The organism is Mesorhizobium sp. WSM4311 (genome assembly GCF_002295115.1).
GTDB lineage: Bacteria > Pseudomonadota > Alphaproteobacteria > Rhizobiales > Rhizobiaceae > Mesorhizobium.
Genome location: NZ_NSFV01000005.1, coordinates 376,143 through 398,187, shown reverse-complemented (window position 1 = coordinate 398,187; position 22,045 = coordinate 376,143). Strand labels below are relative to the sequence as shown.

The following is a 22,045-nucleotide window of genomic DNA, read 5'->3' as shown; positions in this document are numbered from 1 at the left end:
GCTGGCGAACGGCCTTTTATCCCACGAAGCCGATCTTCTTATGCGTATTGTCACAAAACGGCTTGTTGGCCGAATGGCCGCAGCGGCAGAGGAAGGTGCGTTGCGTGCGGTCGATCGTGTGGCCGGTGCCGGTGACGATCTCGACATTGCCTTCGAGCTTGAGCGGGCCGTTGGTGGTCGGCGTCACTTTCAGCGGGCCATTGCGCGCTTCTAGCGCCGGCGCGTCCTTCAGCGCCGGTTCGCCGGTGGCGGTGAAGCCAGCCTTGCTGTGGCTGCCGTCGCAGAACGGCTTGTTTTCCGACGCGCCGCAGCGGCACAGCGTGGCGCGATAGAAGGTTTCACCGTCGAGCACGATCTCGGCATGCACGGCGAGCGGGCCGTTTTCGCGCAGCCGCACGGTGTTGACCACCGGCGGCTGTTCCTGCGGCCCGCCATCCTTCCTGACATAGGTGATGGCGCCGGACGGACAGCTTTCGGCTATGGCGACGATCTTCTCGACACTGGCCGCCTCGGGATGAATCCATTGTCCCGGCGCGTTAGGCTCGAAGACATGCGGGTCGCCGAGCACGCAATTGCGCGAGTGGATGCAGCGCTTGCCGGCAAAGCCGACGTCGATCTTCTCACCCTCGACCGTGCCTGCCATTGCCGTGCTCCTCTTGCCTGGGCCGCGTCGCGGCTGAACAGACGCGGCGCGCTTTGGGTATCGGCACAGGCTATGGCTCCCATGGGGAAAACCGTCAAGCTGGCAAACCGGTCAGGGGACGAGATTGATCTCCTCGGTCTCGCCGCCGCTGCAGGTGTAGCAGCAATCCTCGCATTTTTCCTTGTTGCCGGGGCCGACGCCCCAATAGGTGCCCTCGTCGCCATCGACCCAGGCGCCGTAGCAGATCGATTCGCCCTCGTTGCAGGAGATCGGCAGCGACTTGGTCTCGCCGTCATCGAGATAGAAGTCCTTGCCGTTGCCCGGCCAGACATAGTCGCGGTCCTGGCTGTAGAGCTCGAGGCGCATGGCGTTGGGATGGCTGTTCTTGACGGCGAAGGTGACGTCGCCGGCATGGGCGGCTGGTGCAAACAGGATGGCGAGAGAAAACGCGGCGGCAAGCCGGCGCGCTGGTATGAAAGACATGGAAACCCCCGATGAAGAATCGGCCCCCACGGCCGATGGGGTCATCATGCCATGACGGGGGCCGGTGCTAAAGGGGGATGACGACGATCCCTGAAATAATCGCAGGAGTTAAACGACGAACCGGCGCCATTGCGCCCTTCGCCTATCGTTGCCAGAAAGGCAGCTTGGCGATCTCTTCATCGACCTGCCGTCTGGTCAGGCCGATATCGTCGATCAGATGCGGGTTGACTTCCGAGATCCGCTTGAGATCCCAGCGAAAGCGTGTCTGTTGACGCCAGGCCGCGATGGTGTTGCGCAGGGTGGCAAGGCTGTAGCGCCGGCGCGATGCCTGCCCCATTCCCCGCCGCACTGCCCGATGGGGAGCCGATGCAAGAATATTGGTCATGACAACCTCCATATGGTTTGGCGCCCACAGGCTTGAGAATGGGCGGCCTTCGATCTGAACGAGGTTGAATTCTGCAGGATATGGAGGGCGCCGTAATTAAGCCCTGCCAAATAGTTCTCAAAAGTTCCAAACAGGCCCTAACGCGTTGTTTTGGCGTCATTCCCTGGGGGAGGGCGGCGCGCTTTTTTCCCGGTGAAACCGCCTCACACTTTTCCCGGAATTGCTCTATAGATGCGCCCTATGCAGGGATCGCGCTTTGCCTTTGGTCCGTTCGTGCTTGATCCGGGTGCGGGAACGCTGCTTCGGAACGACGATCCCGTTGCCGTCGGCTATCGCGGGCTGAAATTGCTTGCCGCGCTCGTCGGACGGCCCGGCGAAATCCTTGAGAAAGCCGAGCTGATGGACGCGGCGTGGCCGGGGACGGCGGTCGAGGAAGGCAACCTCACCGTCCAGATCGCGCAGTTGCGCAAGCTGCTTGGTTCGCCCGCCGATGGCGGCGAATGGATATCGACGGTTCCGCGCGTCGGCTACCGCTTCACGGGCGCCATCGAACAGCTTGATCGCGTGAAGCGAAAACCCTTGCCGCTGCCGGACAAACCATCGATAGCGGTGCTGCCTTTCGTCAATCTCAGCAACGACCCCGAGCAGGAGGCCTTCGCCGACGGGTTGACCGAAGATTTGATCACCGACCTGTCCAGGGCCCCGGGCCTGTTCGTCATCGCGCGCAACTCGACCTTTGCCTACAAGGGCAAGGCGATGGACGTGCGCGCGATCGCCGAGGAACTTGGCGTGCGCTACCTCCTGGAAGGCAGCGCCAGACGCGCCGCGGGGCGCGTGCGTATCAACGCCCAGCTGGTCGACGCGATAAGCGGCGAGCATTTGTGGGCCGAACGCTTCGATCGCGGCCTGGACGATATCTTTGCCGTTCAGGACGAGGCCACGGCCAAGATCGTGGAGGCGCTGCTCGGACGGCTGCGGGCGCCACCGCCACGCAACCGGCCGACAAATCTCGAGGCCTACGATCTGTGCGTGCGGGCGCGCAAGCTGATCGACGAATCACCGCAGACGGCACGGGAAGCGCATCTGTTGCTGACGCGCGCGGTGTCCCTCGATCCGGACTACGCCGAGGCCCATCGCTGGCTTGCCATGAACCACTGGATGGGATGGGTGCATTGGGGCGAGCCGGTCGAACCCAACCGTCGCATCGCCCTGGACCTGGCGCGCAAGGCGGTGGCGATCGATCCCAACGATGCCGGCTGCCGTTGGGTGCTCGGCAATCTGCTCGCCTATGAGCACAGTTTCGAAGAGTCGGATGCCGAATTCGCCAAAGCGTTCGAACTCGACCCGAACGAGGCCGACGCCTGGGCGACCTTGTCCGACATCGCGGTGCTGGCCGGAAAGGTCGAGGAAGGCCTCGAGCATATCCGCAAGGCGTTCCGGCTCAATCCCTATCCGGCAAGCTGGTACTATCTGACGCTCGGCGAGGCGCAATATGCGGCGCGCGACTACGAAGCCGCCGTCGAGACCTTGCGTCGGGAAGAGACCTACCGGACGAGCTCACGCCGCTTCCTGGCGGCGAGCCTGGCGCAACTCGGCCGGCTCGACGAGGCGCGCGCAGAAGTCGAATTATTCCTCATCGGCAACCCGCATTTCACGACCAGCTACTGGGTCTGGACGGAGCCATTCCGCGATACCGCGATGCGCGATCATTTCGTCGATGGTTTTCGCAAGGCCGGTCTTCCCTAAAGCGCTCACACTTTTCTTGGAATTGCTCCAGAGCGTTTCCGGACGGAGACCGTTTCACAATTTCCTGGAATTGCCCTGGTGATGCCCCGGCCAATCACGGCACCAGATCGATCGTCTCGGTCGTGTGTTCCACGCAGATGAAGCAGCAGATGTCGCAAGGCTGGTCGTTGTCAGGCCCGACGCCGGCCGAGATCTTGTCATTGCCGTCGACCCAGGCACCATAGCAGATGCGCTCACCCTGATTGCAGGACAGCGGCACCGATTTCTGGGAGGTCGGGTCGATCAGGAACACCTTGCCGTTGCCCGGCCAGACCGTCTCGCGGTCGCGGCTGAACAGTTCGACCGCAACCGCTTCCTTGCGCAGGTTCTTGACGAAGAAGGCCATGTCGGCGGCCTCGGCCGAATTGGCGCAGACCAGCGCCGCGAGCACGGCCACACGAAACAGCGTCACGGTCGGACCTCCCGAATCACCGCCGCAGAATCGCATGGCCGCCCATGCCTGTCGCTGGCTTTTGGAACTATTTCACGGAAGGACCTTCCGCCGCGATCTGCCGCCCAGCCGCGCTGGCCAGCCGGCTCGACGAGGCGCGCGGCTTTGCCGCCGCGATCCGCAGGACATTGCCGGACTACCGCGCCGACGATTTCATCGGCACGTTCCGCTTCGATGCGGACGCCGAGGCGCTGTCCCGGCAAGGCGCATCGGGCTCAGCTGATTTCGCGCTTGCAGCCCCGTTAACGAAGTCGGAAGGAGTTGCTTAACAGTTCGCCTCTATGTGACCCCTGGGGTCCATGGCAAAGTGAGTATGATGAGCGACAGCCCCGACAAGCGCAGCAACGAATGGCGCGCCATTCTTCATATACAGGCTCGTGTCGCCGTCCTGTTCGTTCCGGTGGTGGCCAGCCTGCTGCTCATAGCCGCGCTTGCCGGCAACGAACGCAGATCCGTTCCCGATGTCGACCGGACGGTCACCGGATCGGTGCGATAGGCGGCACAACAGCCGGCCGCGAACCCGTGTTGGGCGGACGTGCATGTCTAGGGCCGCCAACCATCCTGCGAGGCGCTCAGCGTGCGCTATTGGGCGCGTCATCCTTTGGCGCTAAGGTCATCCAATGGCAACATTGAGCGAATGGGCCCGGGCGATCAAGCGCGACGTGCATGCGCTCTACCTTGCCGCGCGCGATCCGCGAACGCCGTGGTACGCCAAGGCGCTTGCCGTGTGCGTCGCGGGCTACGCCTTGTCACCAATCGACCTGATTCCCGATTTCATCCCCGTGGTTGGATACCTCGACGATGCGATCCTGGTGCCCTTGGGCATCCTTGTCGTGGTCAAGATGATACCGACCGAGGTCATGGCAGAACACAGGCAGGCCGCCGCCCTTGCCGTCGACAGGCCGGTGAGCCGCGGCGCGGCGCTGATCATCGCCTGTATCTGGGTTGCTTCGGTGGCGCTGGCGGGATGGCTGGGGTATCGGTACTTCGTAGGCTGATCCTGAAGCCGAGTCCCGTCGCCTGGAAACAGCCCGATCGCGTTCGCGAACGCGTCCTTGAGCAGCGCCCGGCCCGGCTGCGTGGCACGGCGCCTCAATAAAAGCGCGGGATCGGACCGTTCTGCGGCGTCGTGCGGTCGCCAAGGTCGAGAAAGACCTCGTCGACATAGCACCAGCCCCAGCCTTCCGGCGGATCGTAGCCCTCGATGACGGGATGGCTGGTGGCGTGAAAATGTTTGGTTGCGTGGCGGTTGGGCGAGTCGTCGCAGCAGCCGACATGGCCGCAGGTGCGGCAGAGCCGCAGATGCACCCACCACGAGCCGCTCTTCAGGCATTCCTCGCAGCCGAGCGCGCTCGGCGTCACATCCTTGATCCCGGCCGCATGCCTGCATTCGTCCGCCATCACTCTCTCCTGAACTGTCTCTTCGTTGAAGCTTTTCCGAAAACCGACTTTTCGGGATCATGCTTTGAGGCGTGACGGCGGGCTGCCGTCCCGCGCGAGATAGGCATGCAAGGCGGCGACCACCTGGGCGCCCTCGCCGACGGCGGCCGCGACGCGCTTGACCGAGCCGCAACGCACATCGCCGATGGCAAATACGCCGCTGCGGCTGGTTTCCATCAGGCCATGTTGCGGTCCGAGTTCCGATCCGGTGCGGATGAAGCCCTTGGCATCCAGCGCCACATTGCATTGCGCCAGCCAGTCGGTGTTCGGGTCGGCGCCGATGAACAGGAAAAGGTGGCGGATCGGGCGTGTCGTCTCTTCGCCGCTGACGCGGTTGCGCCAGCGGACAGTGGCAAGATTGCCCTCCTCGCCCTCCAGCGCCTCGATTTCGGTCTCGGTCAGCACCTCGATGTTCGGCTGCGCCTTGATGCGCTCGACCAGGTAACGCGACATCGAGGCATCGAGGCTGCCGCCGCGCGCCAGCAGCGCCACCTTGCGCGCATGGCTGGCCAGATAGACCGCCGCCTGCCCGGCCGAATTGCCGGCGCCGACCAGCGCGACCTCCTGCCCGGCGCAAAGCCGGCCTTCGATCGGCGAGGCCCAATAGTGCACGGACGTGCCCTCGAACTGCGACAAATTGGCGACGTCGAGGCGGCGATAGCGCGCGCCGCTGGCGATCACCACGCTGCGCGTGCGCACCGTTTCGCCGTCGCCGACATCGAGCAGGTAGCCGGCGCCCGAATTGTCGGTCGCCGCGCTCAACAGCTTCGCCTCGTCCGGGATCACCATTTCGACGCCGAATTTCTGCGCCTGGTTGTAGGCGCGCGCCATCAGCGCCATGCCGGTGATGCCGGTGGGGAAGCCGAGATAGTTCTCGATGCGCGAAGAGGCGCCAGCCTGCCCGCCGAAGGCCCGGCAATCGAGCACGATGGTCGACAGCCCTTCGGAGGCCGCATAGACCGCCGCCGCCAGCCCCGCCGGCCCGGCGCCGACAATGGCGACATCATACAGCGTATCGGCATCGATCGGCCTGAGCAGGCCGATGCAGCGGGCGAGGTCTTTCTCGCTCGGATTCATCAGCAGCCTGCCGTTCGGGCACAACACGACAGGCAAATGGTGCGGATCGACATCGAAACGCTCGACCAGGGTTTTGGCGCACGGATCGCTGCCGGAATCGAGCACGCGGTGCGGCTGGCCGCTGCGGGCCAGGAAGCCCTGCAGCCGCAGCACGTCGACATTGCCGAGCGGTCCGATGATGATCGGCCCGCTGGTGGCGCTTTCCAGGAGCCCGACGCGGCGCAGGATCAGCGCCCGCATGATGCGCTCGCCGAGATTGGCCTCCTGCACCATCAGGTCGCGCACCCGCCGCGAGGGAATGACGAAGGCCTCGACCGGCTCGGCGGCCTCGGCATTGACCAATGAGGGACGGGCCGAAAGCTGCGCCAGCTCGCCGACGAAACTGCCCGGGCCATGGCTGACGATCGTCTCGCGCCGGCCAAGACCATCCTGGATGATATCAACCTTGCCCGACAGCACGACGATCAGGCCGGGCGCGACATCGCCAGCCTTGATGATGTGCTCGCCGGCCGCATAGGCGCTGGCCTCGCCGAAACGGCGCATGTGGTCGATGTCCGCCTCGCTCAGCGTGGGAAATGCCTGGTCGCGCCGGGCGCCGAAGATTGCAGTGCTGGATTGAGACATGCCGCAAGCGTAGCGAAGCCGCGACCCGGTTTGAAGTGGTTTGTTCGGCGCCTAGCCGCGAGGGCAGGTTTGGTTGACGGCCGTCGTCCCATTCGTGCCGGGATGACGACTGGAGGTTCAAGGATCGGTGCTGTCGACGGTGTCCGCGCCTGACAGCCAATTGTCAGCTGGATCGTGAGACATTGTTTCCGAATTGCCGCGAAGTCGATTCGCCGGCACGGGATTGAAGGTGAGACGAGCCAATGAAACAGATTGCCCTGTCGCTTTTCGTGATCGCGTCTTCGGGCGCCTATGTCTGGGACCAGGCAGGCAAGGGTCCTGCCGGCGACATGATCGACACGGCGGGTTCCGCCAATGCCGCCGAGGACAGTGTGGCGCAGCCCCCTGCTCCGGCCAGCCCCGTTCAAACTGATCCCACTCCAGCGCCTCCACCGCCATCGCCCGGGATCCGCCAGCAGAGTGCGCGGCTCGATCCTCCCGCGACCACGCCGACATCGGTCGGCGGCAAAACCACCGCCGCGATCTCCGCGCCCGCGCCAAAGCAGCAGCAGGCGACCAAGCCGCCGCTCTCAGCCAGCTCTCCGCAGCTTTCCCAAGCGCCCGCAGCCCAGCCAGAACAGGCGTCAGCTCAAACTGTCGCCGATGCCGCGCCGCGGACGGCGTCCTTCACCATAACCCCGGCCGTCTATATCCCGATTCCCCAGCCGAGACCGGATTATCCGCAAGCACACGCCCGGGTCTTCAAGGCCGCCATGAAGCTGGCTGTAAGCCCGGGCACCAAGCCGGCGGGGCACGGCTTTGCCGACGGTACCTACACCGGTCCTGCCGCCGATGCCTATTACGGCCTTATCCAGATTCAGGCTTCCATCCAGGGCGGCCGCCTCACGGCGCTCAAGGTGCTGAAATACCCGAATGACCGCCGCACCTCGATCAGCATCAACAGGCAGGCGCTGCCGATGCTGCGTGACGAGGCGATCCGTGCGCAGAGCGCCGATGTCGACATCATTTCGGGCGCCACGCTGACCAGCAGGGCCTTCATCCAGTCGCTTGGCGGCGCATTGAAGAAGGCATCGTCCTGATCCATGCGCGATACGAGGATCTTGATGGGCATGCCCATCACCGTCGACATCGCCGGTGCCTCGGGCGCGACACTTGTCGACACGGTCTTCGATTATTTCGAGCACATCGACCGCCGCTTCAGCACCTACCGGACCGACAGCGAGATTTCGACCATCAACCGGGGTGATCTTCCGATCCGCGACTGGAGCGCCGAAATGACGGAAGTGATGGCGCTTGCCGCACAGACGAAAAACCAGACGGACGGGTATTTCGACATCCGCAAGCCAGACGGATCGCTGGACCCGTCCGGCATCGTCAAGGGCTGGGCCATCCGCAATGCCGCCGGGATCGTTCGCCGGGCCGGCGTCGGCGATTTCTTCATCGAGGCGGGCGGCGACATCCAGTCCTGCGGCCGAAATGCTTCGGGTCTCGACTGGAGCGTCGGCATCCGCAATCCCTTCAATGCCGAAGAGATCATCAAGATCGTCTATCCGCGAGGACACGGCGTCGCCACCTCCGGCACCTATGTGCGCGGGCAGCACATCTACAATCCGCTCGGGGCCGGCGATCCGATCACCGAAATCGTCAGCCTGACCGTCATCGGCTCGGATGTGCTCGAGGCCGACCGTTTCGCCACCGCCGCCTTCGCCATGGGCCGGCGGGGCATTCTCTTCCTCGAACAGGCGCCTGGCCTCGAAGGCTACGTCGTCGACAGCAACCGTCGGGCCACGCCGACGAGCGGCTTCGGAGCTTTTTGCCAGCCATGATCAAGACCATCGACCGGCTTCTCGACCATCAGACCATGTACCGGCTGGTCCTCTATTACCTGATCGCCCTGCTGGGCACGGCCGTCGTGCTCGGCTTCCTCAAGCTGGTGCCGCATGATCCGGTCATGCTCTCCTTCACGACGGGGCTGATGCTGGCTGCCTGCTGGGTCACCAACAGGGTTTTTGCGGCCGTCTTCAAGGTTCCGGCCAACACCGAGTCCGTCTACATCACCGCCCTCATCCTGGCGCTCATCCTCGATCCGGTGGCCGCCACGGACCTCAAGGGGATATGCGCGGTGGTGTTCGCCTGCGTCTGGGCGATTTCATCCAAGTTCATCCTCGCCATCGGCGGGAAACACCTGTTCAATCCCGCAGCGCTGGGCGTGGCGCTGACCGCGCTGCTGCTCGACCAGCCGGCCAGCTGGTGGGTCGGCGGCAATCTGCCATTGCTTCCCGTCGTGCTTGTCGGCGGCCTCCTCATGGTGCGCAAGCTGCGCCGGCTCGATCTGGTCGCCACCTTCGGTGTCGTCGCGCTGACGACAATCCTGGCAACCACCGAGCCGTCGCAGTACGCCGCCGCGCTGACGGAGACGCTGGGCTCGTCGCCGCTGCTGTTCTTCGCCTTCGTGATGCTGACCGAGCCGCTGACCGCGCCGACCACACGGTGGCCGCGCATCGCCTTCGCCGCCATCGTCGGCTTCCTGTTCGCGCCAAACATCCATGTCGGCTCGTTCTATTTCACGCCGGAACTGGCGCTTCTGACCGGCAATCTGTTTGCCTACGCGGTGAGCCCAAGGGGACGCTTCGTGTTGACGCTCGAGCGCATCGAGCAATCGGCGGTCGACAGCTATGATTTCATCTTCAGGTCACCGCGAAAGCTTGCCTTCCAGGCTGGACAGTATCTGGAATGGACACTTGGGCTCGACCGATCGGACAGTCGCGGCAACCGCCGCTATTTCACGGTGGCGTCGGCGCCCACGGAGCAATCCATACGGCTCGGGGTCAAGTTCTACCCGCAATCGAGCGCCTTCAAGCAAATGCTGGGCACAATGAAGCCGGGGAGCACGATCCATGCCTCCCAACTGGCCGGCGACTTCACATTGCCGGCCAATCGCCAAACCAAGGTTGCCTTCCTGGCCGGCGGCATCGGCATCACGCCATTCCGCTCGATGCTGCAATATCTCATCGACAGCCGTGAAAGGCGGCCGATCGTCGTCCTCTACGGGGCCGAGACCCAGCAGGACATCGCCTATCGCGATGTGCTCGGCGCGGCGAGACGGGAACTGGGCATAAGGACGGTGCTTGCCGTGGCCCGGGGGGCCGAGCGGGGCCAGTATCCCGGCTATATCGACGCGCGCCTGGTGCGCCTGGCCATCCCCGACTATCTGGAGCGGACCTTCTACATTTCCGGCCCCCAGGCCATGGTCAAGGCGCTGCGCGACACGCTGCTGGGCATGGGTGTTCGCCGCTCGAAGATAAAGGTCGACTATTTCCCCGGCTTTGCCTGAGCGTCGATCAACCTTGCCGGGGCAGGGTGATGGTCACGACCAGGCCGGGGTCGGCGTTGCTCATCGTCAGCCGTCCGCCATAGGCTTCGACAATGTCCGCGACGATGGCCAGGCCCAGCCCGCTGCTGCCGCCCTTGCTGTCCAACTGCACCCCGCGTGACAGGGCGGATTCCCGGTCCGCGTCGGGGATACCCGGGCCGTCGTCGGCGACGGCGATGGACACCTCGCCGCCGGTTGCCCACGCCTTGACCCGGACGGAGGATCTTGCGAAGCGCGCCGCGTTCTCGACCAGATTGCCGAGGATTTCCGAAAGGTCGCCCTCGTCGACCGGCGCCATGAAATCCTCCGCGGCGTCGATCCGGAACGAGAGCTGCTTGCCGCCCGGCGTGCGCTTGATGACGGCGATGACGCCGGCCGCGGCTTCCCTGACGCGGCACGATGCCTTGCCGGAAACGCCGGGCGCCAGACGGGCGCGCGCGAGTTCGCGCTCGACATGACGTCGGATCGCTCCAGCGCTCTTCTCGATCTCGTCGGCCAGCTCGGTCTCGCCCTTGCCGCGCAGGGCCCGGATGTCGGCCGACAGCACCTGCAGTGGCGTCTTCAGGCCATGCGCCAGGTCGGTGGCGCGCGACCGGGCGCGTGCAAGGGCCTTCTCCTGCGCATCGAGGAGGCGGTTGATTTCGTCGGCGAGCGGCTGCACCTCGCTCGGCGCCGCCACGTCCAGTCGTGCCGTCCGCTGCGCGATCACGTTTCGAACGGCGTCCCGCAGGCTTTCCAGCGGCGCGAGGCCAACGGTGATCTGGACGAAGAAGGCCGCCATGAGGGCGGCGGCGAGCAGGATGAGCGCCGGGATGAGATCGCGTACATATTCGCGCACCGACACTGTGACGCTGCCATGATCTTCCGCCACGATGGCGCGAAACGACCGGCCGTCGGCATCGGTTATGGTGCGCACGACGGCTACGGTGAGTTCGTCGCCAGGCCCCTTGAGCTCCTCGATCGTTCTCAGTTCGCCGCTGGCGCCCTGGTCGGGCAATGCAAGCTTTGCGTCCCATAACGAACGCGAGCGCACCAGGCTATGGCTGGCCAGGTCTTCCACCTGCCAGTAATGACCCGACAGCGGATTGGTGAAGCGCGGGTCGGTCAGGCCCGGGGCGACCGAAAGCTGGCCGTTGGCCGCGAAGCTGGTCGCGCCGATCAGTTCATTGAGATCGGCGGTCAGTTCGCCGACGATACGCCTCTCGACATTCAGCTCGAACAGATAGCGCAGCCCGACCCCGGCAATGGCAAGGGCGACGAGGATCGAAATGGTGGCCGCCGACCAGAGCCTGAAGCGGATCGAATTGCCCATCAGGACGGCTCGTCGGGGACGAAATATCCGAACCCGCGCCGAGTCTCGATGACGTCGTTGCCGAGCTTGCGGCGCAGGCGCGCGACAATGACCTCGATTGTGTTCGGATCGCGATCATTGCCGGAATCGTAGAGATGCTCGGCGAGTTCGGTCGGCGCCACCACGCGCCCGGCATGATGCATCAGGAACGCCATCAGCCGGTATTCCAGCGGCGACAATGCGACGGCAACGCCGCGCAGCGAGATGCGCATCTGGCGCGTGTCGAGGAGCAGCGGTCCGGATTTCAGCACCGGCGCCGCCTGGCCTGTCGAACGGCGAAGGATCGCGCGCAGCCGCGCCAGCAGTTCGTCCATTTCGAACGGCTTGGGCAGGTAGTCGTCGGCGCCCGCATTGATGCCTTCGACGCGCTCGGTCCAGAGGCCCCGCGCCGTCAGGATCAGGACGGGAAAGCGGCGCGTGTTGGCCCGCCAGCGCTTCAGCACGGTCAGGCCATCGAGTTTCGGCAATCCGAGATCGAGGATCGCCGCGTCGTAATTCTCGACGTCGCCCGCGAACCAGGCGGCCTCTCCGTCGCGCACGGTATCGACGGCCATCCCCGCGGCCTTGAGCACCGCCGCGATGTCGCTGGCGATGCGCGGCTCGTCTTCGGCAAGCAGTATCTTCATCAGTCACCGCCCCTGCCGCGCATCAGCACGCCGGCGCCGGCATCGACATCAACGATCCTGCGGCGTCCGTCAGGGGCGACGACCTGGAAGCGATAGACCCAGCGGTCGCCGATCCGGATGAAATCGACGGCCACGATGTCGCCGGGTGCATCGGCGTGAACCACGCCAAGGATATTGGCCAGGCCCTTTATTTCGCCACGCTCGTAAAGGTCCCGCGCCCGGTCGTGATCGCCATCGTCATCCTCGTCCGCGCGGGCGTGGACCGGTCGAAGCAGGACAAGCCCGACCAGGCTCGCCGTCGCCAGATGTTTCAGCATCGGTTTCATCCGAGGGCCATGCAGCAGACCTTGTGTTTCAATCCGGCTCGTCACCTGGCCTTGTCTCCTGGTCCGCAAACACGGCAAAGGGCATCGCCCGCCGACGTTGCCTTGCAATCAGGGGCCAGTTGTCCCCGGCAGCATACGCTTGAGCACGTCGTCCCCGCGGATATAGTGATGCCAGAGCGCAGCCGCCGCGTGCAGACCGGCAACGATCAGGATCAGATTGGCGCAGAGGCTGTGCAATTCCCTTATGGTTCGGGCCGTGGCGCTGTCCGCGGAGACCGGAGCCGGGATGGTGAAGAGGCCGAAGAAACTCAAGGCGTCGCCCCTGTACCAGGTCACCAGGATGCCAAGAACCGGAATGGCGACAAGCAGCCCGTAAAGCACGAGATGCGCGACCTTGGCCACCCATCGTTCCAGCTCCGACATGTCCCGCGGCAGCCCCGGGGTTCCCAAGATCAGGCGCAGGCCAATGCGGATGACGACCAGCGCCAACAGCAGCATCCCGAACGAGATGTGGAACCACCAGACGAGTGCCCGGCCGGGGTCGTTGCGTGGAAAGATATCCGCGACATAAGTCAGGCCGTAAAGGCCGATAACCAGCAGAAACACGGCCCAATGAATGGCCTTCTGTGCGCTTGTGTAGGTAGGATTCATGCAAGGCTGTCCAATTTTGAATGTTTCTAAACTAGCCGCGATCATGTCAAAGCTTTGTCGGGTCGGTCCCTTCGACGGCAATCGAGGGGGCCGTGACGGTTGGCCCGACGAGAGCGGTTGTGGAACCGGGCATTGACGATCGCGACCCGGCGAGACATTGGCTGGAGGAACCTGTCAGTTCGCTGACAGTCGGGCACCGGACAACGCCGATATGCCGGACAAAGAAAAAGCCCGGACGAACCGGGCTTTTTCTTTGGGTTTCTGAACCATCGAACGGTTCGAAACGGGAATTTGGTGCCCAGAAGAGGCGTGACAGAACAGTATCGAACCATCTGTCGATCTGGCGCAAGGCCATACGTTCCAAGGAATTGCGACGTCTAAGCGTCTCCGGGGTCCGGGTTGCGGTGGACCTCTAAAATGGCCTACCAGTGGACCTCGGTCAAGCCGCCACGGTCCACGATGTGGCTGACAGCCCCTGCCCAGACCAGTCCCTGAAGGTCTCCCACGTCCCGCTCTTTAGGGTCACCCTGATGAACAGGCTGCGGCGGGTCAGTTCCAGTTCGAGGCGCTTCGTCTCAACGTGCATTCCGGTGCATTCCCTCTCTCGCTTGCCCGGCCCGTTGCCGTGGCGGCGGCAGGGTTAGCGCGACCCGGTCTGTCGGATCAAATCAGTAATTTTCATCCCGGCAGTGGAGCGATTTCCACAAAGCCTGAACACCTCGGCCATCCGCGTGGTGACCATCGACGGCAACCCGTGGTTCGTGGCGAGTGACGTCAGCGCCCCGTTGGGTTGGACGCTCGACAATCTGCGCTACCACCTGAAATCAAACCTCACCGCCGATGAGAAGCGCGTGGTGGCGAAGAGAGATGGTAGTCTGCCTACCGGCTCTCTGTTCGAGGGGAACATGGCATGGGTAACCCTCATCTCCGAGAGCGGCCTCTACAAGCTGGTCATGCGGTCGGATAAGCCGCAGGCCAAACCGTTCCAAGACTGGGTGACCAAGGTGGTGCTGGCGGCCATCCGCAAGGACGGCATGTACGTCGTCGGGGAGGAGAAGGCCCCGCCCCCGACGCACCTCTTGGGGCGATGCATCGGGAGGGGGCAGAATTTACCCCTCGTGAGGGATTAGTCGCTGTAGGCCGAACCGTCCTTACGGGCCGCTGCTATGACTTGGGCGTGGCTATGGAAGACGTGCCATTCACCCTTGGCGGCAGCCCTGCGCAGCGCCGGGAGATCAGCGTCGTCGACATGCTCCATGTACGTCGCCATCGTCAGCCCATGCTGCCGAAGCACATTGCGGTCCAGATGCTGCTCGAAAGCCACCATGACCACAGCCGCCTCAACCTCCTCGATCCCGAAGGCTTCGCCGGTCGGTATCTCTCCGGTCTCCACGAAGGCGTCCACGATGAATTGCTGTTGAGGTTCACTGTGCGTCTCTCGAAATCTGTCAAGGCTCTGGTCGGCCATGCGGACAAACTCGGCATGCTGCTTCTCGTCCTTGTCGTCGTCGGTCAATTCCTCATCGGTGTCAGCGTCGTCGGTCTTGTCATCCGCAGTCGACAAGGAAGCGGCCTTATCGGCCGCCCCCTCCGTCTCGGTCGCTGCGGCTATTTGAAACCCTTCGGTGCGGCGTATCCACGGGCAGCCAGCCCGTCGACCACGGCCCTGTTGAACTCGGCCTGCGTGATCTGCCCGACCTCAGCCATGTCCTTTGCTTGCTGAAACGAGACCTCGATACCACCGAGAACCTTGATCGGGGTCTTCTCGACCTCTGCCATTGGGGGGACGAAGCCGACATCCTGAGACCGGACCGCTCCTTGGGTCTTCACACCCATGCGCTGGGCCTGAAGCTGCTGGTTCATGCGGGACATCGAGAGTTCGACGGCACGGTCAATCTCCTCCTGCTTGGCGCGTTCTGTCGCTTCGGCGGCAAGCGCGTCTTGCTTGGCCCTGTCAGCGTCGGCCTGTGCTTCCTGTGCCCGGAACATGGCCTTGGCCACGAGGGTGTTGTCGGTTTGGTACTTGTTCGGGTTGTCGTCGTAATGGGTCATGGTGGTTCCTTCGATTGGTCGTGATTGATCGCCCCCGGCGCGTCATTGCTTCGGGGTGCGGGTAGGCTTGGTTTTGGTGTGGGTGCTATGCCCGGCGAGTGAACCCGTAGGTCGTCGTCACAGGGCTTTCAGGGCGCGCGCTAAGGCCGGCTTGGGTAGTCGGTCCAGAAAGGCCGCTGCTGCCTCCGGTGACCCGTCCACGTGCCGTTGGTAGGCTGGGCCGCATGAATGCCTCGACAACACGCCGGGCGACCGCCACTGCCTCTAGTTCGGGATAGCCATAGACCTCGAAACATCGCTCGGCAGCCGCATTGAAACTCTCGGTCCATGTGATGCCGATCTCGGCCAGTCTCCGATCTAGCTCCGAGACGCTTTCCCAGTCGTCCGCCTTGATCCATTCGACTAAGTCAAGGGCTGCCTCACGGGCGGGATAGGTCGCAACGTGGTCCCGCCGCTTGATCCAATCCGGGGTCACGCTCGATCTCCCTTCGAGGTCATTCGGCCCATGCGGTAGAGGTACGCCAGCGGCGACCCCTCGGGGTTCGTCTCCTCGTCGACCATGAGCGGGTCGAGGGTTCCCATAGCCACCAGCTTGTCGATGGTCTGGTGGTATTGCTTCACGTCGGATGGCGTCATCTCCCGCCACTCATCTTTGCGCGGCTGGATCATGATCGCCTCGGTTGTCATTCGTCTCAATTTCCTCCTTTCCTGTGCTGCCTTCAGTGACTTCGTTCGGCGCATCTTGGCGCGCTGTGAAAGGGCCTCGTCGGGGATCACCCGCTGGCCTTGTATGTGGTCGAGCGTCACTCGTTCCCGCCCCCCTCGCTCGGCTCTGTCGTCGTGGTCGAGTTTGTGCCGCTTGCTTCGCTTGTCCTTGTCCTGGCGGACCTTTGCCGCAAGCCTGATGCCCTCGACCATCTCTTCCCAATCGGCTGGGGTGTAGCCCTCGTTCTCGGTCGAGGTCATGACCAGATGCGCGACCTGCTCAGAGGTCAGGTCACTGGGATCGACCACGGTGTCGAGGATGGTCCACAGCGATGGGAAGTAGGTCTGCTCGCCTGCTGCATTGCGTGGTCCGGTCCATGGTTCGACCGGGCTGCTCTTCTCGTACAGCGGTCGTCCGTCTGGGCGCTGGTCGAGGTATTGCGCCATGAATGCCGTGACGGCCTCATGGGTGACGTATTGGTCGTGAAGGCCATTCGGGTCCCATCCGGGCAACCGTAGCGCGGCCAACGCTTTCTCATCTGGTCTCATTGTCTCCTTCGAGATGTGGAAAGAGCGCCCCGATCATGGGACACCCTGTACAAAATGTACCCCGTAGTGATTGTACAGGCGGGGCCTCAGAACTCGTCAGTATCGACCTCAATCGCCCTTCTGTCGTCCTCGCCAAGATGCTCTCTAAGGAACCCGTAGACCTCCGGCAGCTTCCGCCCGAAGTAACTCGCCAGTGCCATGGCGGCGATCTCGGGGTTCAGTGCCAGCTTGGTCGAGAACTTCTTAGTCAACTCGTCGGCGTACCTGTCAGCAACCTGTTGCATCCATTGCTCCCGCTCGTCTTCTCCGTTGCGTTCGTGGTCCTTTCCATTCGCTGCAAGGCGAGCCCTGAACCATGACGTATGGTCGCCCGCGTCCTCACCCAACGTCCGCTTAACGCGCCTCATGATTGCCACTTGGTTTCCTGAAATACCCGACGCCTTGGCCACCTCGGCCTTGCTGTGCCTGTCGATCAGCACCAGCCGCCAAGCGAAGTTCTGCCGGTCGGTGTTGTCCATCGGCAGCTTGGCCTTGGAATTGGCCTCGCCAGCCACCAGAACGGCCTCTTCGGGTGTCCCTTGGAAATACGTGACTGGCACCGGCTGGGTCCACTTGGCTGCCCCATAGGCTTCAACCCGGTGGTGCCCATCGATCAGGATGAACCTCGATCCCGCAGCCTGCGAGGACGATCCTCCCGCTGAGGTATCGGGAATACCTCTGCCGACCACCATCACGGTCACCGGGTCGAGGGCTCCAACAGCCTTGATAGCCTTGATCAGGTCCGACACATGCCGCTCGCTAATCCCGCCCCTCGGCTGGAACAATTCGGGCACCGTCTCGATGTCTTCTAGGCGTAGCTCGGGCGGGCCTGAGGCGGGGCCTGTAAATTCTTCGGTCAGTTGCCGGAGGGTTTCCCCGGCGCTCATGTCACGTCCTCCATGTCGTCGTTTTGTTTCCTTCTGGTTGAAAGCGTTCCCCGTACTCACGATACGGGGATGGCATTGGGGAGGTTGTCCACCTCGAAACATTCAGGGGGTCGTCCACCGGGAAAGACACGGATAGGCAGACACGCGTGTGAACATTCGCGATAGCTCGGCTTAGCCTCCGCACTTCACCAAAGCTGCCCCGTCAAGCGCCACATCCCGTCACCCTCGAAGGAGCGAAACAGGGCAACAGGCGGTCGCAACAGGGGAGAACTGCACGGAGCAGCTTGGGTGAAGGGCGTTGCGTAGTGCTAGTGGGATGGTTATCGACGGAAATCGCCTTCGTAGTGCTAGTGGGTCCGTTATGGGAAATCACCTTCGTGGTGCTAGTCGTCAGGTTATTCAGCAATCGCTAATGGACGACCAACATAGCTAGTGGGCCACCTATTCGCTCGCCTGCCGCGCGAGGATGCGGCTAACCGTCTTCATGTCCATGCCGACCTCCTGCCCAATCCTGTTGAAGCTGGCCCCATCCCTGCGCATGACCACCATACGCGCAATCACAGCCTGCTCTGCCTCATTAGGCACCAGCCGCTTGTCGTCCGCTTCCGCGACCACATCGAACCCGAATGGCCGCTTGCCTCCATTGTAGAGACCACGGGAGGCCATGCTCCGTTTAACGTCGCGGATGCGTTCCCTGATACGGTCCCGCTCGTTCTCTGCCACGGCTGAAAGGATCGTGAAGACCAGCTTGGAAATGCCATTCCCGCATACGTCGCCACCAAGGTCCAGCATGTGCAACTCGACCTTGGACCCCTTCAATTCCTCAAGGGTCACCAAGGCATCGGTCGCATTGCGAAACATGCGGTCGAGCTTGGGCGTGATGATGATGTCGCCAGACGCTATCCCGGCCAACATGCGCTGGCCCTCTGGACGCTCGGCCAACGGCACGGAGCCAGACACGCCGGCCTCAGTAAACGTCTCCGCAATCGTCCAACCCTTCATCATGGCGTAGCCTTCGATTGCCCTCTTCTGGGTCTCAAGGCTCTCGCCAGAGTTGGCCTGTTCGAAGGTCGAAACGCGGATGTATCCGAAGACTTTCATGGCATGTCCTATGTCATTGCTACTGCACAGCCATAGACTGCACAATGCCATAGAGGAAATCAAGGGGTTTGTGGTCGTCGGTGTTTCATAGGTGCTAGTGGAGTGGGTATTCGCCCCCGGTCGCACCAATGGAATAGGTGTGATCAGATCACTCTTATCCAGCGCCACCACAGCGACCCGCTCGGGGCCACCGCAACGGTCGTACGTCAGGGCAGCCGCTCGGGGCCAATGTCGAGGATACCCGAGGGGGTACGGGGGGTCGGCGCACGTGCCTGTTATCCGATCCCCCTCACGGAAATTTCTGCAGTTTTATAGCGACCCATTTGACAAGCCCTCGCGCCAGTCTTGACATTTGTAAGACTAACTCTTACAACATGTTCACTGCTGCCACAGAGGACGACCAATGAGTAAAATTCCCAATCTCTCCAACACGGAGTATGAGATCATGAACCTTTTGCGAAGTCGCGAGATGTATGGCCTTGAGATGATCAAGGCGTCTCCCAGCCTTAAGAGGGGGACGATATACGTCACCTTGGATCGCATGACGGACAAAGGATTTGTCACCTCCAGACCCGTTCATAATCCCAATGAGGCAGGAATGCCGAGGCGGGTGTATTCGGTGACGGCTCTCGGACAGCGCGTTCTGCAGGCCCGCCACGCGGCTGAGGCTTCATTCGCTTCGGGTGCCTTCGCATGAGAAGAGGGAGCAGTTTCTCCGAGGCCTTCGCAAGGCAGCTTCAGAAGCAAATGCGAGAGGTTGACCTGACGACTGGTTTTGCGGACCACCGGGGGTCCAAGGTTTACTGGGTCATCATGAACGTAGCCGTTTCCTTTGTGTTCTGCGACTATCTGCAGACGTTTCCGAGCCTCAACTTCTATGAAGTAGTTGGGCTCGGCGTCGTCGCGTCCTTTACATTTCCCATCATTTGGCAGGCAATCATAGCGGCTGCTTTGCGAATGGCTGCCTCGAAGGGATCATTCATTGCCCATGCCCCCGGAGGCAGGCTCATCGCAGTGCTGAGGTTCCTGTTTACTAAACGTGCCTTCGACAACATCTTTTCGCAAGTCGTCATGGACGGACGAGAGGAGTATTGGGAAGCACTCACCCGGGGCGACAGGTGGCTAGCCAGATGGCGACGGGTTCAACTCTATCTCTCGTTGGCGATTGCGGCCGGCACTTGGATCGGCGTATCAACTCTCAAGAGGGCAATCAAGATGTGGAAGGCGGGCTAACCGAACCGCGACACGCAGCATCAAACCAGTAACATCACTCCCAACGTCTTCCGCAGCGCCCTCGTCGCCGCTTCAAGCCTCGCCTCAGGTCCGCCGTAAGCCTCGCTCACGGCCCCCGACGAATGCCCAAGGATCATGTTCTGCACGGCCTCGGGAACGTCCGCCTTGACCAGCCTGTCCTTGAGCGTGTGTCGCAGCGAATGCACCGTGACCTTCCGGTCTGCCACCACCTTGCGGACATGCTTCATCAACACCTGTGATGCAGCCGTAGCGCCACCTTCTCGGGCATAGGATGGGAACAGTAGGGCGCGCTCTCCCGCCTCCCCATGGGCCTCCTGAGCGGCCTTGAGCGCGTCCCCGACCAGCGGCACCCGTCGCACACTTCCGGCATTCTTCAGCCGCCTGTGGGGGTGAACCTTGAGGTCGAGGTAAGGATGACCCCGATCAAGGTGAACGTCCTCAACCATGAGCCCTGTGACCTCGGCCAGCCGACACCCGGTCTGCTCCAGCATCCGCCAGACGCGCTGAAGGTCGACCGAAGCGTGACCCAGCACCCGCGCCCTGGCTGCCTTAAGCTGCCCCTCGTTAAAGGGCTTGCGGTCCTCTTTGGCTAGCGTCTGCTTCTTGACCTCCAGCCCGTTGAACGGATTTGTCGCGCCTTTGAGGTCGTCGACCTCCTTGATGGCGTGTGTGATGATCGCGCGGAGGTCGTTCAGATAGCGGTGGACCGTCGCCGGGGACATGTCACCGTCAGCCAGCATGTGGTCCCTGACCTCTCTGGCGTCAGTCCGCGTCAGCGATTTAATCTGCGGATCACCACGGTTCAAGGCCTTCACGACGTGCCCCTGTACACGCTCCACCCGTTGCTGCTTCTTGGTTTCGTCCGGCGTCCCATCGACCTTGTCTTTGAGGTAGAGCTTGACGGCGTCGGCAAGGGTCGGCTGAGGCCGGTCGTTTGGAACCACCAAGGCGCGATAAAGCTCTGCCTGTCCGGTCTCCTCCAGATGGTGGGCCAGCGCGTCAACCGCGTCGTCGCTCATCGGTCCCCATTCGGCAATCTGTCGTGTTGCCCATTGGTATTTCTCCAGCGCGGTCTTCTCCACTGGCTTGGACTTGCCCCGCATCGCGGCCTTGATCTCGGCCTCAGCCTTTGTGTGTGCCTTGCCATAATGTCGCAGCACCTCGGCGGGTGTCCTGCCCAATGGAAGGATGATCCACGCCTTGCCGAGAACCGGTCGAAGAAAGTCGGGCACCTTCCGCCGATAGCGATAGTGCGCCTTGCCTGAGGGCTGGTGAACGTAGGGGAGATGAATTTCCAAGGGTGAGCCTCCAGAGGGACCTTTAAGTGGACCTCCGGGGACGCTCAACGCCTTGGTTTCCTTGGATTTCACGCGTTTGCGTGAGATAGATGGTGCCCAGAAGAGGACTCGAACCTCCACTCCTTGCGGAACACGGACCTGAACCGTGCGCGTCTACCAATTCCGCCATCTGGGCTGGTGCGGGCTCATGTAAGCGGGCAAGCGATTGCTGTCAACGCGCTTTTTGGACCATGCCGCCGAAAGCTGGAAACACGGCTTTGGCTAAAGCGCGATGTTCCAGCCGAGGCCTGGACTTCCGCTTGCCGGCTCAGCAAGCGTCAGCCCTCCAGCACTTCCTTCGACGCCACGGTCGAATCGGCGTTCAGCTGGTAGATGACCGGCACGCCGGTGCCGAGTTCCAGCTTGACGATCTCCTCGCCAGACTTGCCGTCCAGCGCCATGATCAGCGCGCGCAGCGAATTGCCGTGCGCGGCGACCAGCACCGTGCCGCCGCGCAGCACGTGCGGCTGCAGGTCGTGCAGATAGTAAGGCCAGACGCGGGCGCCGGTGTCCTTCAGGCTTTCGCCGCCGGGCGGCGGCACGTCGTAGGAGCGGCGCCAGACATGCACCTGCTCCTCGCCCCATTTCTTGCGGGCATCGTCCTTGTTGAGGCCGGAAAGGTCGCCATAGTCGCGCTCGTTGAGCGCCTGGTCGCGGATGGTCTTGAGATCGCTCTGGCCAACGGCGTCGAGAATATGCTGGCAGGTCTTTTGCGCCCGGCTCAGCGCCGAGGTGAAAGCGATGTCGAACTTCATGCCGCGCGCCTTGAGTTTTTGCCCGGCGGCCTTGGCCTCGGCGTGACCCTGCTCGGTCAGGTCGACGTCACGCCAGCCGGTGAACAGGTTTTTCAAATTCCATTCGCTCTGGCCATGGCGCACGAGCACGAGGGTTCTCGACATGTTTGCT

25 protein-coding genes, 1 tRNA gene and 1 pseudogene are annotated in these 22,045 nt (G+C 62.9%); 9 read left to right on the top strand and 18 right to left on the bottom strand.

The genetic code is table 11. From position 1 onward, the window contains the following. Positions 1–16: 16 nt before the first annotated feature. The 3 genes from CK226_RS16160 to CK226_RS16150 form a co-directional block, all read right to left on the bottom strand. Complete coding sequence (locus CK226_RS16160) at positions 17–643, bottom strand: CDGSH iron-sulfur domain-containing protein (RefSeq protein ID WP_095792413.1); 627 nt, start codon at positions 641–643, stop codon at positions 17–19. 111 nt (positions 644–754) lie between these two features. Then, positions 755–1,126 (bottom strand): hypothetical protein, encoded by a 372-nt coding sequence (locus CK226_RS16155; protein WP_095773373.1) that lies wholly within the window; start codon positions 1,124–1,126, stop codon positions 755–757. Positions 1,127–1,268: 142 nt separating this feature from the next. Next, positions 1,269–1,511 (bottom strand): DUF1127 domain-containing protein, encoded by a 243-nt coding sequence (locus tag CK226_RS16150; RefSeq protein WP_245318143.1) that lies wholly within the window; start codon positions 1,509–1,511, stop codon positions 1,269–1,271. 231 nt (positions 1,512–1,742) lie between these two features. On the opposite strand from CK226_RS16150, the gene CK226_RS16145 reads away from it, so the two are divergent. Beyond that, entirely contained in the window at positions 1,743–3,257 is a 1,515-nt protein-coding gene (locus CK226_RS16145; RefSeq protein ID WP_179295947.1) for a winged helix-turn-helix domain-containing protein, read from the top strand. 94 nt (positions 3,258–3,351) lie between these two features. Here the strand turns inward: CK226_RS16145 and CK226_RS16140 are convergent, their stop codons facing one another. Next, entirely contained in the window at positions 3,352–3,708 is a 357-nt protein-coding gene (locus tag CK226_RS16140) for a hypothetical protein (protein ID WP_095792531.1), read from the bottom strand. Between the two features lie 110 nt (positions 3,709–3,818). Between CK226_RS16140 and CK226_RS16135 the strand changes: the two are divergent. The 3 genes and pseudogenes from CK226_RS16135 to CK226_RS16125 form a co-directional block, all read left to right on the top strand. Then, positions 3,819–4,016, top strand: a pseudogene (locus CK226_RS16135) (hypothetical protein); the annotation flags it as partial. Between the two features lie 47 nt (positions 4,017–4,063). Next, positions 4,064–4,243: a hypothetical protein gene (locus CK226_RS16130; RefSeq protein WP_179295948.1), complete on the top strand. Its 180-nt coding sequence runs from the start codon at positions 4,064–4,066 to the stop codon at positions 4,241–4,243. Positions 4,244–4,367: 124 nt separating this feature from the next. Next, positions 4,368–4,745, top strand: coding sequence for a YkvA family protein (locus CK226_RS16125; RefSeq protein WP_095773378.1), 378 nt, complete (start codon positions 4,368–4,370; stop codon positions 4,743–4,745). Between the two features lie 94 nt (positions 4,746–4,839). Here CK226_RS16125 and CK226_RS16120 read toward each other — a convergent pair whose 3' ends face one another. Both CK226_RS16120 and CK226_RS16115 read right to left on the bottom strand, forming a co-directional pair. After that, a complete protein-coding gene (locus CK226_RS16120; protein ID WP_095773379.1) occupies positions 4,840–5,148 on the bottom strand; it encodes a UBP-type zinc finger domain-containing protein in 309 nt (102 codons plus the stop codon). Positions 5,149–5,205: 57 nt separating this feature from the next. Continuing rightward, positions 5,206–6,888 (bottom strand): cyclic nucleotide-binding domain-containing thioredoxin-disulfide reductase, encoded by a 1,683-nt coding sequence (locus tag CK226_RS16115; protein ID WP_095773380.1) that lies wholly within the window; start codon positions 6,886–6,888, stop codon positions 5,206–5,208. A gap of 242 nt (positions 6,889–7,130) precedes the next feature. Between CK226_RS16115 and CK226_RS16110 the strand changes: the two genes are divergently transcribed. The 3 genes from CK226_RS16110 to CK226_RS16100 are packed head-to-tail and all read left to right on the top strand — an operon-like array spanning position 7,131 to position 10,222. Beyond that, positions 7,131–7,967, top strand: a complete 837-nt coding sequence (locus CK226_RS16110) for an FMN-binding protein (RefSeq protein WP_095792411.1) — start codon at positions 7,131–7,133, stop codon at positions 7,965–7,967. Positions 7,968–7,997: 30 nt separating this feature from the next. Beyond that, entirely contained in the window at positions 7,998–8,714 is a 717-nt protein-coding gene (locus CK226_RS16105; RefSeq protein WP_245437761.1) for an FAD:protein FMN transferase, read from the top strand. Continuing rightward, on the top strand, positions 8,711–10,222 hold the full coding sequence (locus CK226_RS16100; RefSeq protein WP_095788607.1) for an RnfABCDGE type electron transport complex subunit D: 1,512 nt from the start codon (positions 8,711–8,713) through the stop codon (positions 10,220–10,222). Before CK226_RS16105 ends, CK226_RS16100 begins: the two co-directional genes overlap by 4 nt. A 7-nt stretch (positions 10,223–10,229) precedes the next feature. On the opposite strand, the gene CK226_RS16095 is transcribed toward CK226_RS16100, so the two are convergent. From CK226_RS16095 to CK226_RS16080, 4 genes are all read right to left on the bottom strand, one after another. Beyond that, on the bottom strand, positions 10,230–11,573 hold the full coding sequence (locus CK226_RS16095; RefSeq protein ID WP_095792409.1) for a HAMP domain-containing sensor histidine kinase: 1,344 nt from the start codon (positions 11,571–11,573) through the stop codon (positions 10,230–10,232). Next, positions 11,573–12,238 (bottom strand): response regulator transcription factor, encoded by a 666-nt coding sequence (locus tag CK226_RS16090; protein WP_095773385.1) that lies wholly within the window; start codon positions 12,236–12,238, stop codon positions 11,573–11,575. The genes CK226_RS16095 and CK226_RS16090 overlap by 1 nt, the downstream gene beginning before the upstream one ends. Further along, entirely contained in the window at positions 12,238–12,555 is a 318-nt protein-coding gene (locus CK226_RS16085; RefSeq protein ID WP_245318145.1) for a hypothetical protein, read from the bottom strand. The genes CK226_RS16090 and CK226_RS16085 overlap by 1 nt, the downstream gene beginning before the upstream one ends. A gap of 117 nt (positions 12,556–12,672) precedes the next feature. Further along, positions 12,673–13,215, bottom strand: coding sequence for a cytochrome b (locus tag CK226_RS16080; RefSeq protein ID WP_095773387.1), 543 nt, complete (start codon positions 13,213–13,215; stop codon positions 12,673–12,675). A 725-nt stretch (positions 13,216–13,940) separates the two neighbouring features. Between CK226_RS16080 and CK226_RS16075 the strand changes: the two genes are divergently transcribed. Next, the gene (locus CK226_RS16075) at positions 13,941–14,345 is read left to right on the top strand and encodes a BRO family protein (protein ID WP_348629089.1); all 405 of its coding nucleotides are present in this window, start codon (positions 13,941–13,943) and stop codon (positions 14,343–14,345) included. Here CK226_RS16075 and CK226_RS16070 read toward each other — a convergent pair. From CK226_RS16070 to CK226_RS16045, 5 genes are all read right to left on the bottom strand, one after another. Further along, positions 14,342–14,779 (bottom strand): hypothetical protein, encoded by a 438-nt coding sequence (locus tag CK226_RS16070; RefSeq protein ID WP_095792407.1) that lies wholly within the window; start codon positions 14,777–14,779, stop codon positions 14,342–14,344. The two genes, CK226_RS16075 and CK226_RS16070, sit on opposite strands and share 4 nt — an antisense overlap. Before the next feature lie 44 nt (positions 14,780–14,823). Beyond that, complete coding sequence (locus tag CK226_RS16065) at positions 14,824–15,267, bottom strand: hypothetical protein (RefSeq protein WP_095792406.1); 444 nt, start codon at positions 15,265–15,267, stop codon at positions 14,824–14,826. A 471-nt stretch (positions 15,268–15,738) separates the two neighbouring features. Then, a complete protein-coding gene (locus tag CK226_RS16055; RefSeq protein WP_095792404.1) occupies positions 15,739–16,521 on the bottom strand; it encodes a hypothetical protein in 783 nt (260 codons plus the stop codon). 86 nt (positions 16,522–16,607) lie between these two features. After that, positions 16,608–17,447, bottom strand: a complete 840-nt coding sequence (locus CK226_RS16050; RefSeq protein WP_245437759.1) for a ParB N-terminal domain-containing protein — start codon at positions 17,445–17,447, stop codon at positions 16,608–16,610. A gap of 441 nt (positions 17,448–17,888) precedes the next feature. Beyond that, positions 17,889–18,548 (bottom strand): recombinase family protein, encoded by a 660-nt coding sequence (locus CK226_RS16045; RefSeq protein ID WP_095792402.1) that lies wholly within the window; start codon positions 18,546–18,548, stop codon positions 17,889–17,891. A gap of 693 nt (positions 18,549–19,241) precedes the next feature. Between CK226_RS16045 and CK226_RS16035 the strand changes: the two genes are divergently transcribed. After that, a complete protein-coding gene (locus CK226_RS16035) occupies positions 19,242–19,781 on the top strand; it encodes a hypothetical protein (protein WP_095792400.1) in 540 nt (179 codons plus the stop codon). A 20-nt stretch (positions 19,782–19,801) separates the two neighbouring features. On the opposite strand, the gene CK226_RS16030 is transcribed toward CK226_RS16035, so the two are convergent. The 3 genes from CK226_RS16030 to CK226_RS16020 form a co-directional block, all read right to left on the bottom strand. Further along, positions 19,802–21,100, bottom strand: coding sequence for a tyrosine-type recombinase/integrase (locus CK226_RS16030; protein WP_142887596.1), 1,299 nt, complete (start codon positions 21,098–21,100; stop codon positions 19,802–19,804). A 90-nt stretch (positions 21,101–21,190) separates the two neighbouring features. Further along, a tRNA-Leu gene (locus tag CK226_RS16025) sits at positions 21,191–21,275 on the bottom strand. 142 nt (positions 21,276–21,417) lie between these two features. Further along, the gene (locus CK226_RS16020) at positions 21,418–22,038 is read right to left on the bottom strand and encodes a 2,3-bisphosphoglycerate-dependent phosphoglycerate mutase (protein ID WP_095773388.1); all 621 of its coding nucleotides are present in this window, start codon (positions 22,036–22,038) and stop codon (positions 21,418–21,420) included. Between the last annotated feature and the right edge of the window lie 7 nt (positions 22,039–22,045).

Excerpts from the sequence above, each read along its gene's own strand:
- CK226_RS16125 (WP_095773378.1), top strand. The coding sequence starts at position 4,368 with ATGGCAACATTGAGCGAATGGGCCCGGGCGATCAAGCGCGACGTGCAT.
- CK226_RS16085 (WP_245318145.1), bottom strand. The coding sequence starts at position 12,555 with ATGCTGAAACATCTGGCGACGGCGAGCCTGGTCGGGCTTGTCCTGCTT.
- CK226_RS16100 (WP_095788607.1), top strand. The coding sequence starts at position 8,711 with ATGATCAAGACCATCGACCGGCTTCTCGACCATCAGACCATGTACCGG.
- CK226_RS16055 (WP_095792404.1), bottom strand. The coding sequence starts at position 16,521 with ATGAGACCAGATGAGAAAGCGTTGGCCGCGCTACGGTTGCCCGGATGG.
- CK226_RS16115 (WP_095773380.1), bottom strand. The coding sequence starts at position 6,888 with ATGTCTCAATCCAGCACTGCAATCTTCGGCGCCCGGCGCGACCAGGCA.
- CK226_RS16150 (WP_245318143.1), bottom strand. The coding sequence starts at position 1,511 with ATGACCAATATTCTTGCATCGGCTCCCCATCGGGCAGTGCGGCGGGGA.
- CK226_RS16105 (WP_245437761.1), top strand. The coding sequence starts at position 7,998 with ATGCCCATCACCGTCGACATCGCCGGTGCCTCGGGCGCGACACTTGTC.
- CK226_RS16065 (WP_095792406.1), bottom strand. The coding sequence starts at position 15,267 with ATGACCCATTACGACGACAACCCGAACAAGTACCAAACCGACAACACC.
- CK226_RS16145 (WP_179295947.1), top strand. The coding sequence starts at position 1,743 with ATGCGCCCTATGCAGGGATCGCGCTTTGCCTTTGGTCCGTTCGTGCTT.
- CK226_RS16110 (WP_095792411.1), top strand. The coding sequence starts at position 7,131 with ATGAAACAGATTGCCCTGTCGCTTTTCGTGATCGCGTCTTCGGGCGCC.
- CK226_RS16035 (WP_095792400.1), top strand. The coding sequence starts at position 19,242 with ATGAGAAGAGGGAGCAGTTTCTCCGAGGCCTTCGCAAGGCAGCTTCAG.
- CK226_RS16095 (WP_095792409.1), bottom strand. The coding sequence starts at position 11,573 with ATGGGCAATTCGATCCGCTTCAGGCTCTGGTCGGCGGCCACCATTTCG.
- CK226_RS16130 (WP_179295948.1), top strand. The coding sequence starts at position 4,064 with ATGAGCGACAGCCCCGACAAGCGCAGCAACGAATGGCGCGCCATTCTT.
- CK226_RS16080 (WP_095773387.1), bottom strand. The coding sequence starts at position 13,215 with ATGAATCCTACCTACACAAGCGCACAGAAGGCCATTCATTGGGCCGTG.
- CK226_RS16160 (WP_095792413.1), bottom strand. The coding sequence starts at position 643 with ATGGCAGGCACGGTCGAGGGTGAGAAGATCGACGTCGGCTTTGCCGGC.
- CK226_RS16155 (WP_095773373.1), bottom strand. The coding sequence starts at position 1,126 with ATGTCTTTCATACCAGCGCGCCGGCTTGCCGCCGCGTTTTCTCTCGCC.
- CK226_RS16020 (WP_095773388.1), bottom strand. The coding sequence starts at position 22,038 with ATGTCGAGAACCCTCGTGCTCGTGCGCCATGGCCAGAGCGAATGGAAT.
- CK226_RS16045 (WP_095792402.1), bottom strand. The coding sequence starts at position 18,548 with ATGAAAGTCTTCGGATACATCCGCGTTTCGACCTTCGAACAGGCCAAC.
- CK226_RS16120 (WP_095773379.1), bottom strand. The coding sequence starts at position 5,148 with ATGGCGGACGAATGCAGGCATGCGGCCGGGATCAAGGATGTGACGCCG.
- CK226_RS16090 (WP_095773385.1), bottom strand. The coding sequence starts at position 12,238 with ATGAAGATACTGCTTGCCGAAGACGAGCCGCGCATCGCCAGCGACATC.
- CK226_RS16050 (WP_245437759.1), bottom strand. The coding sequence starts at position 17,447 with ATGAGCGCCGGGGAAACCCTCCGGCAACTGACCGAAGAATTTACAGGC.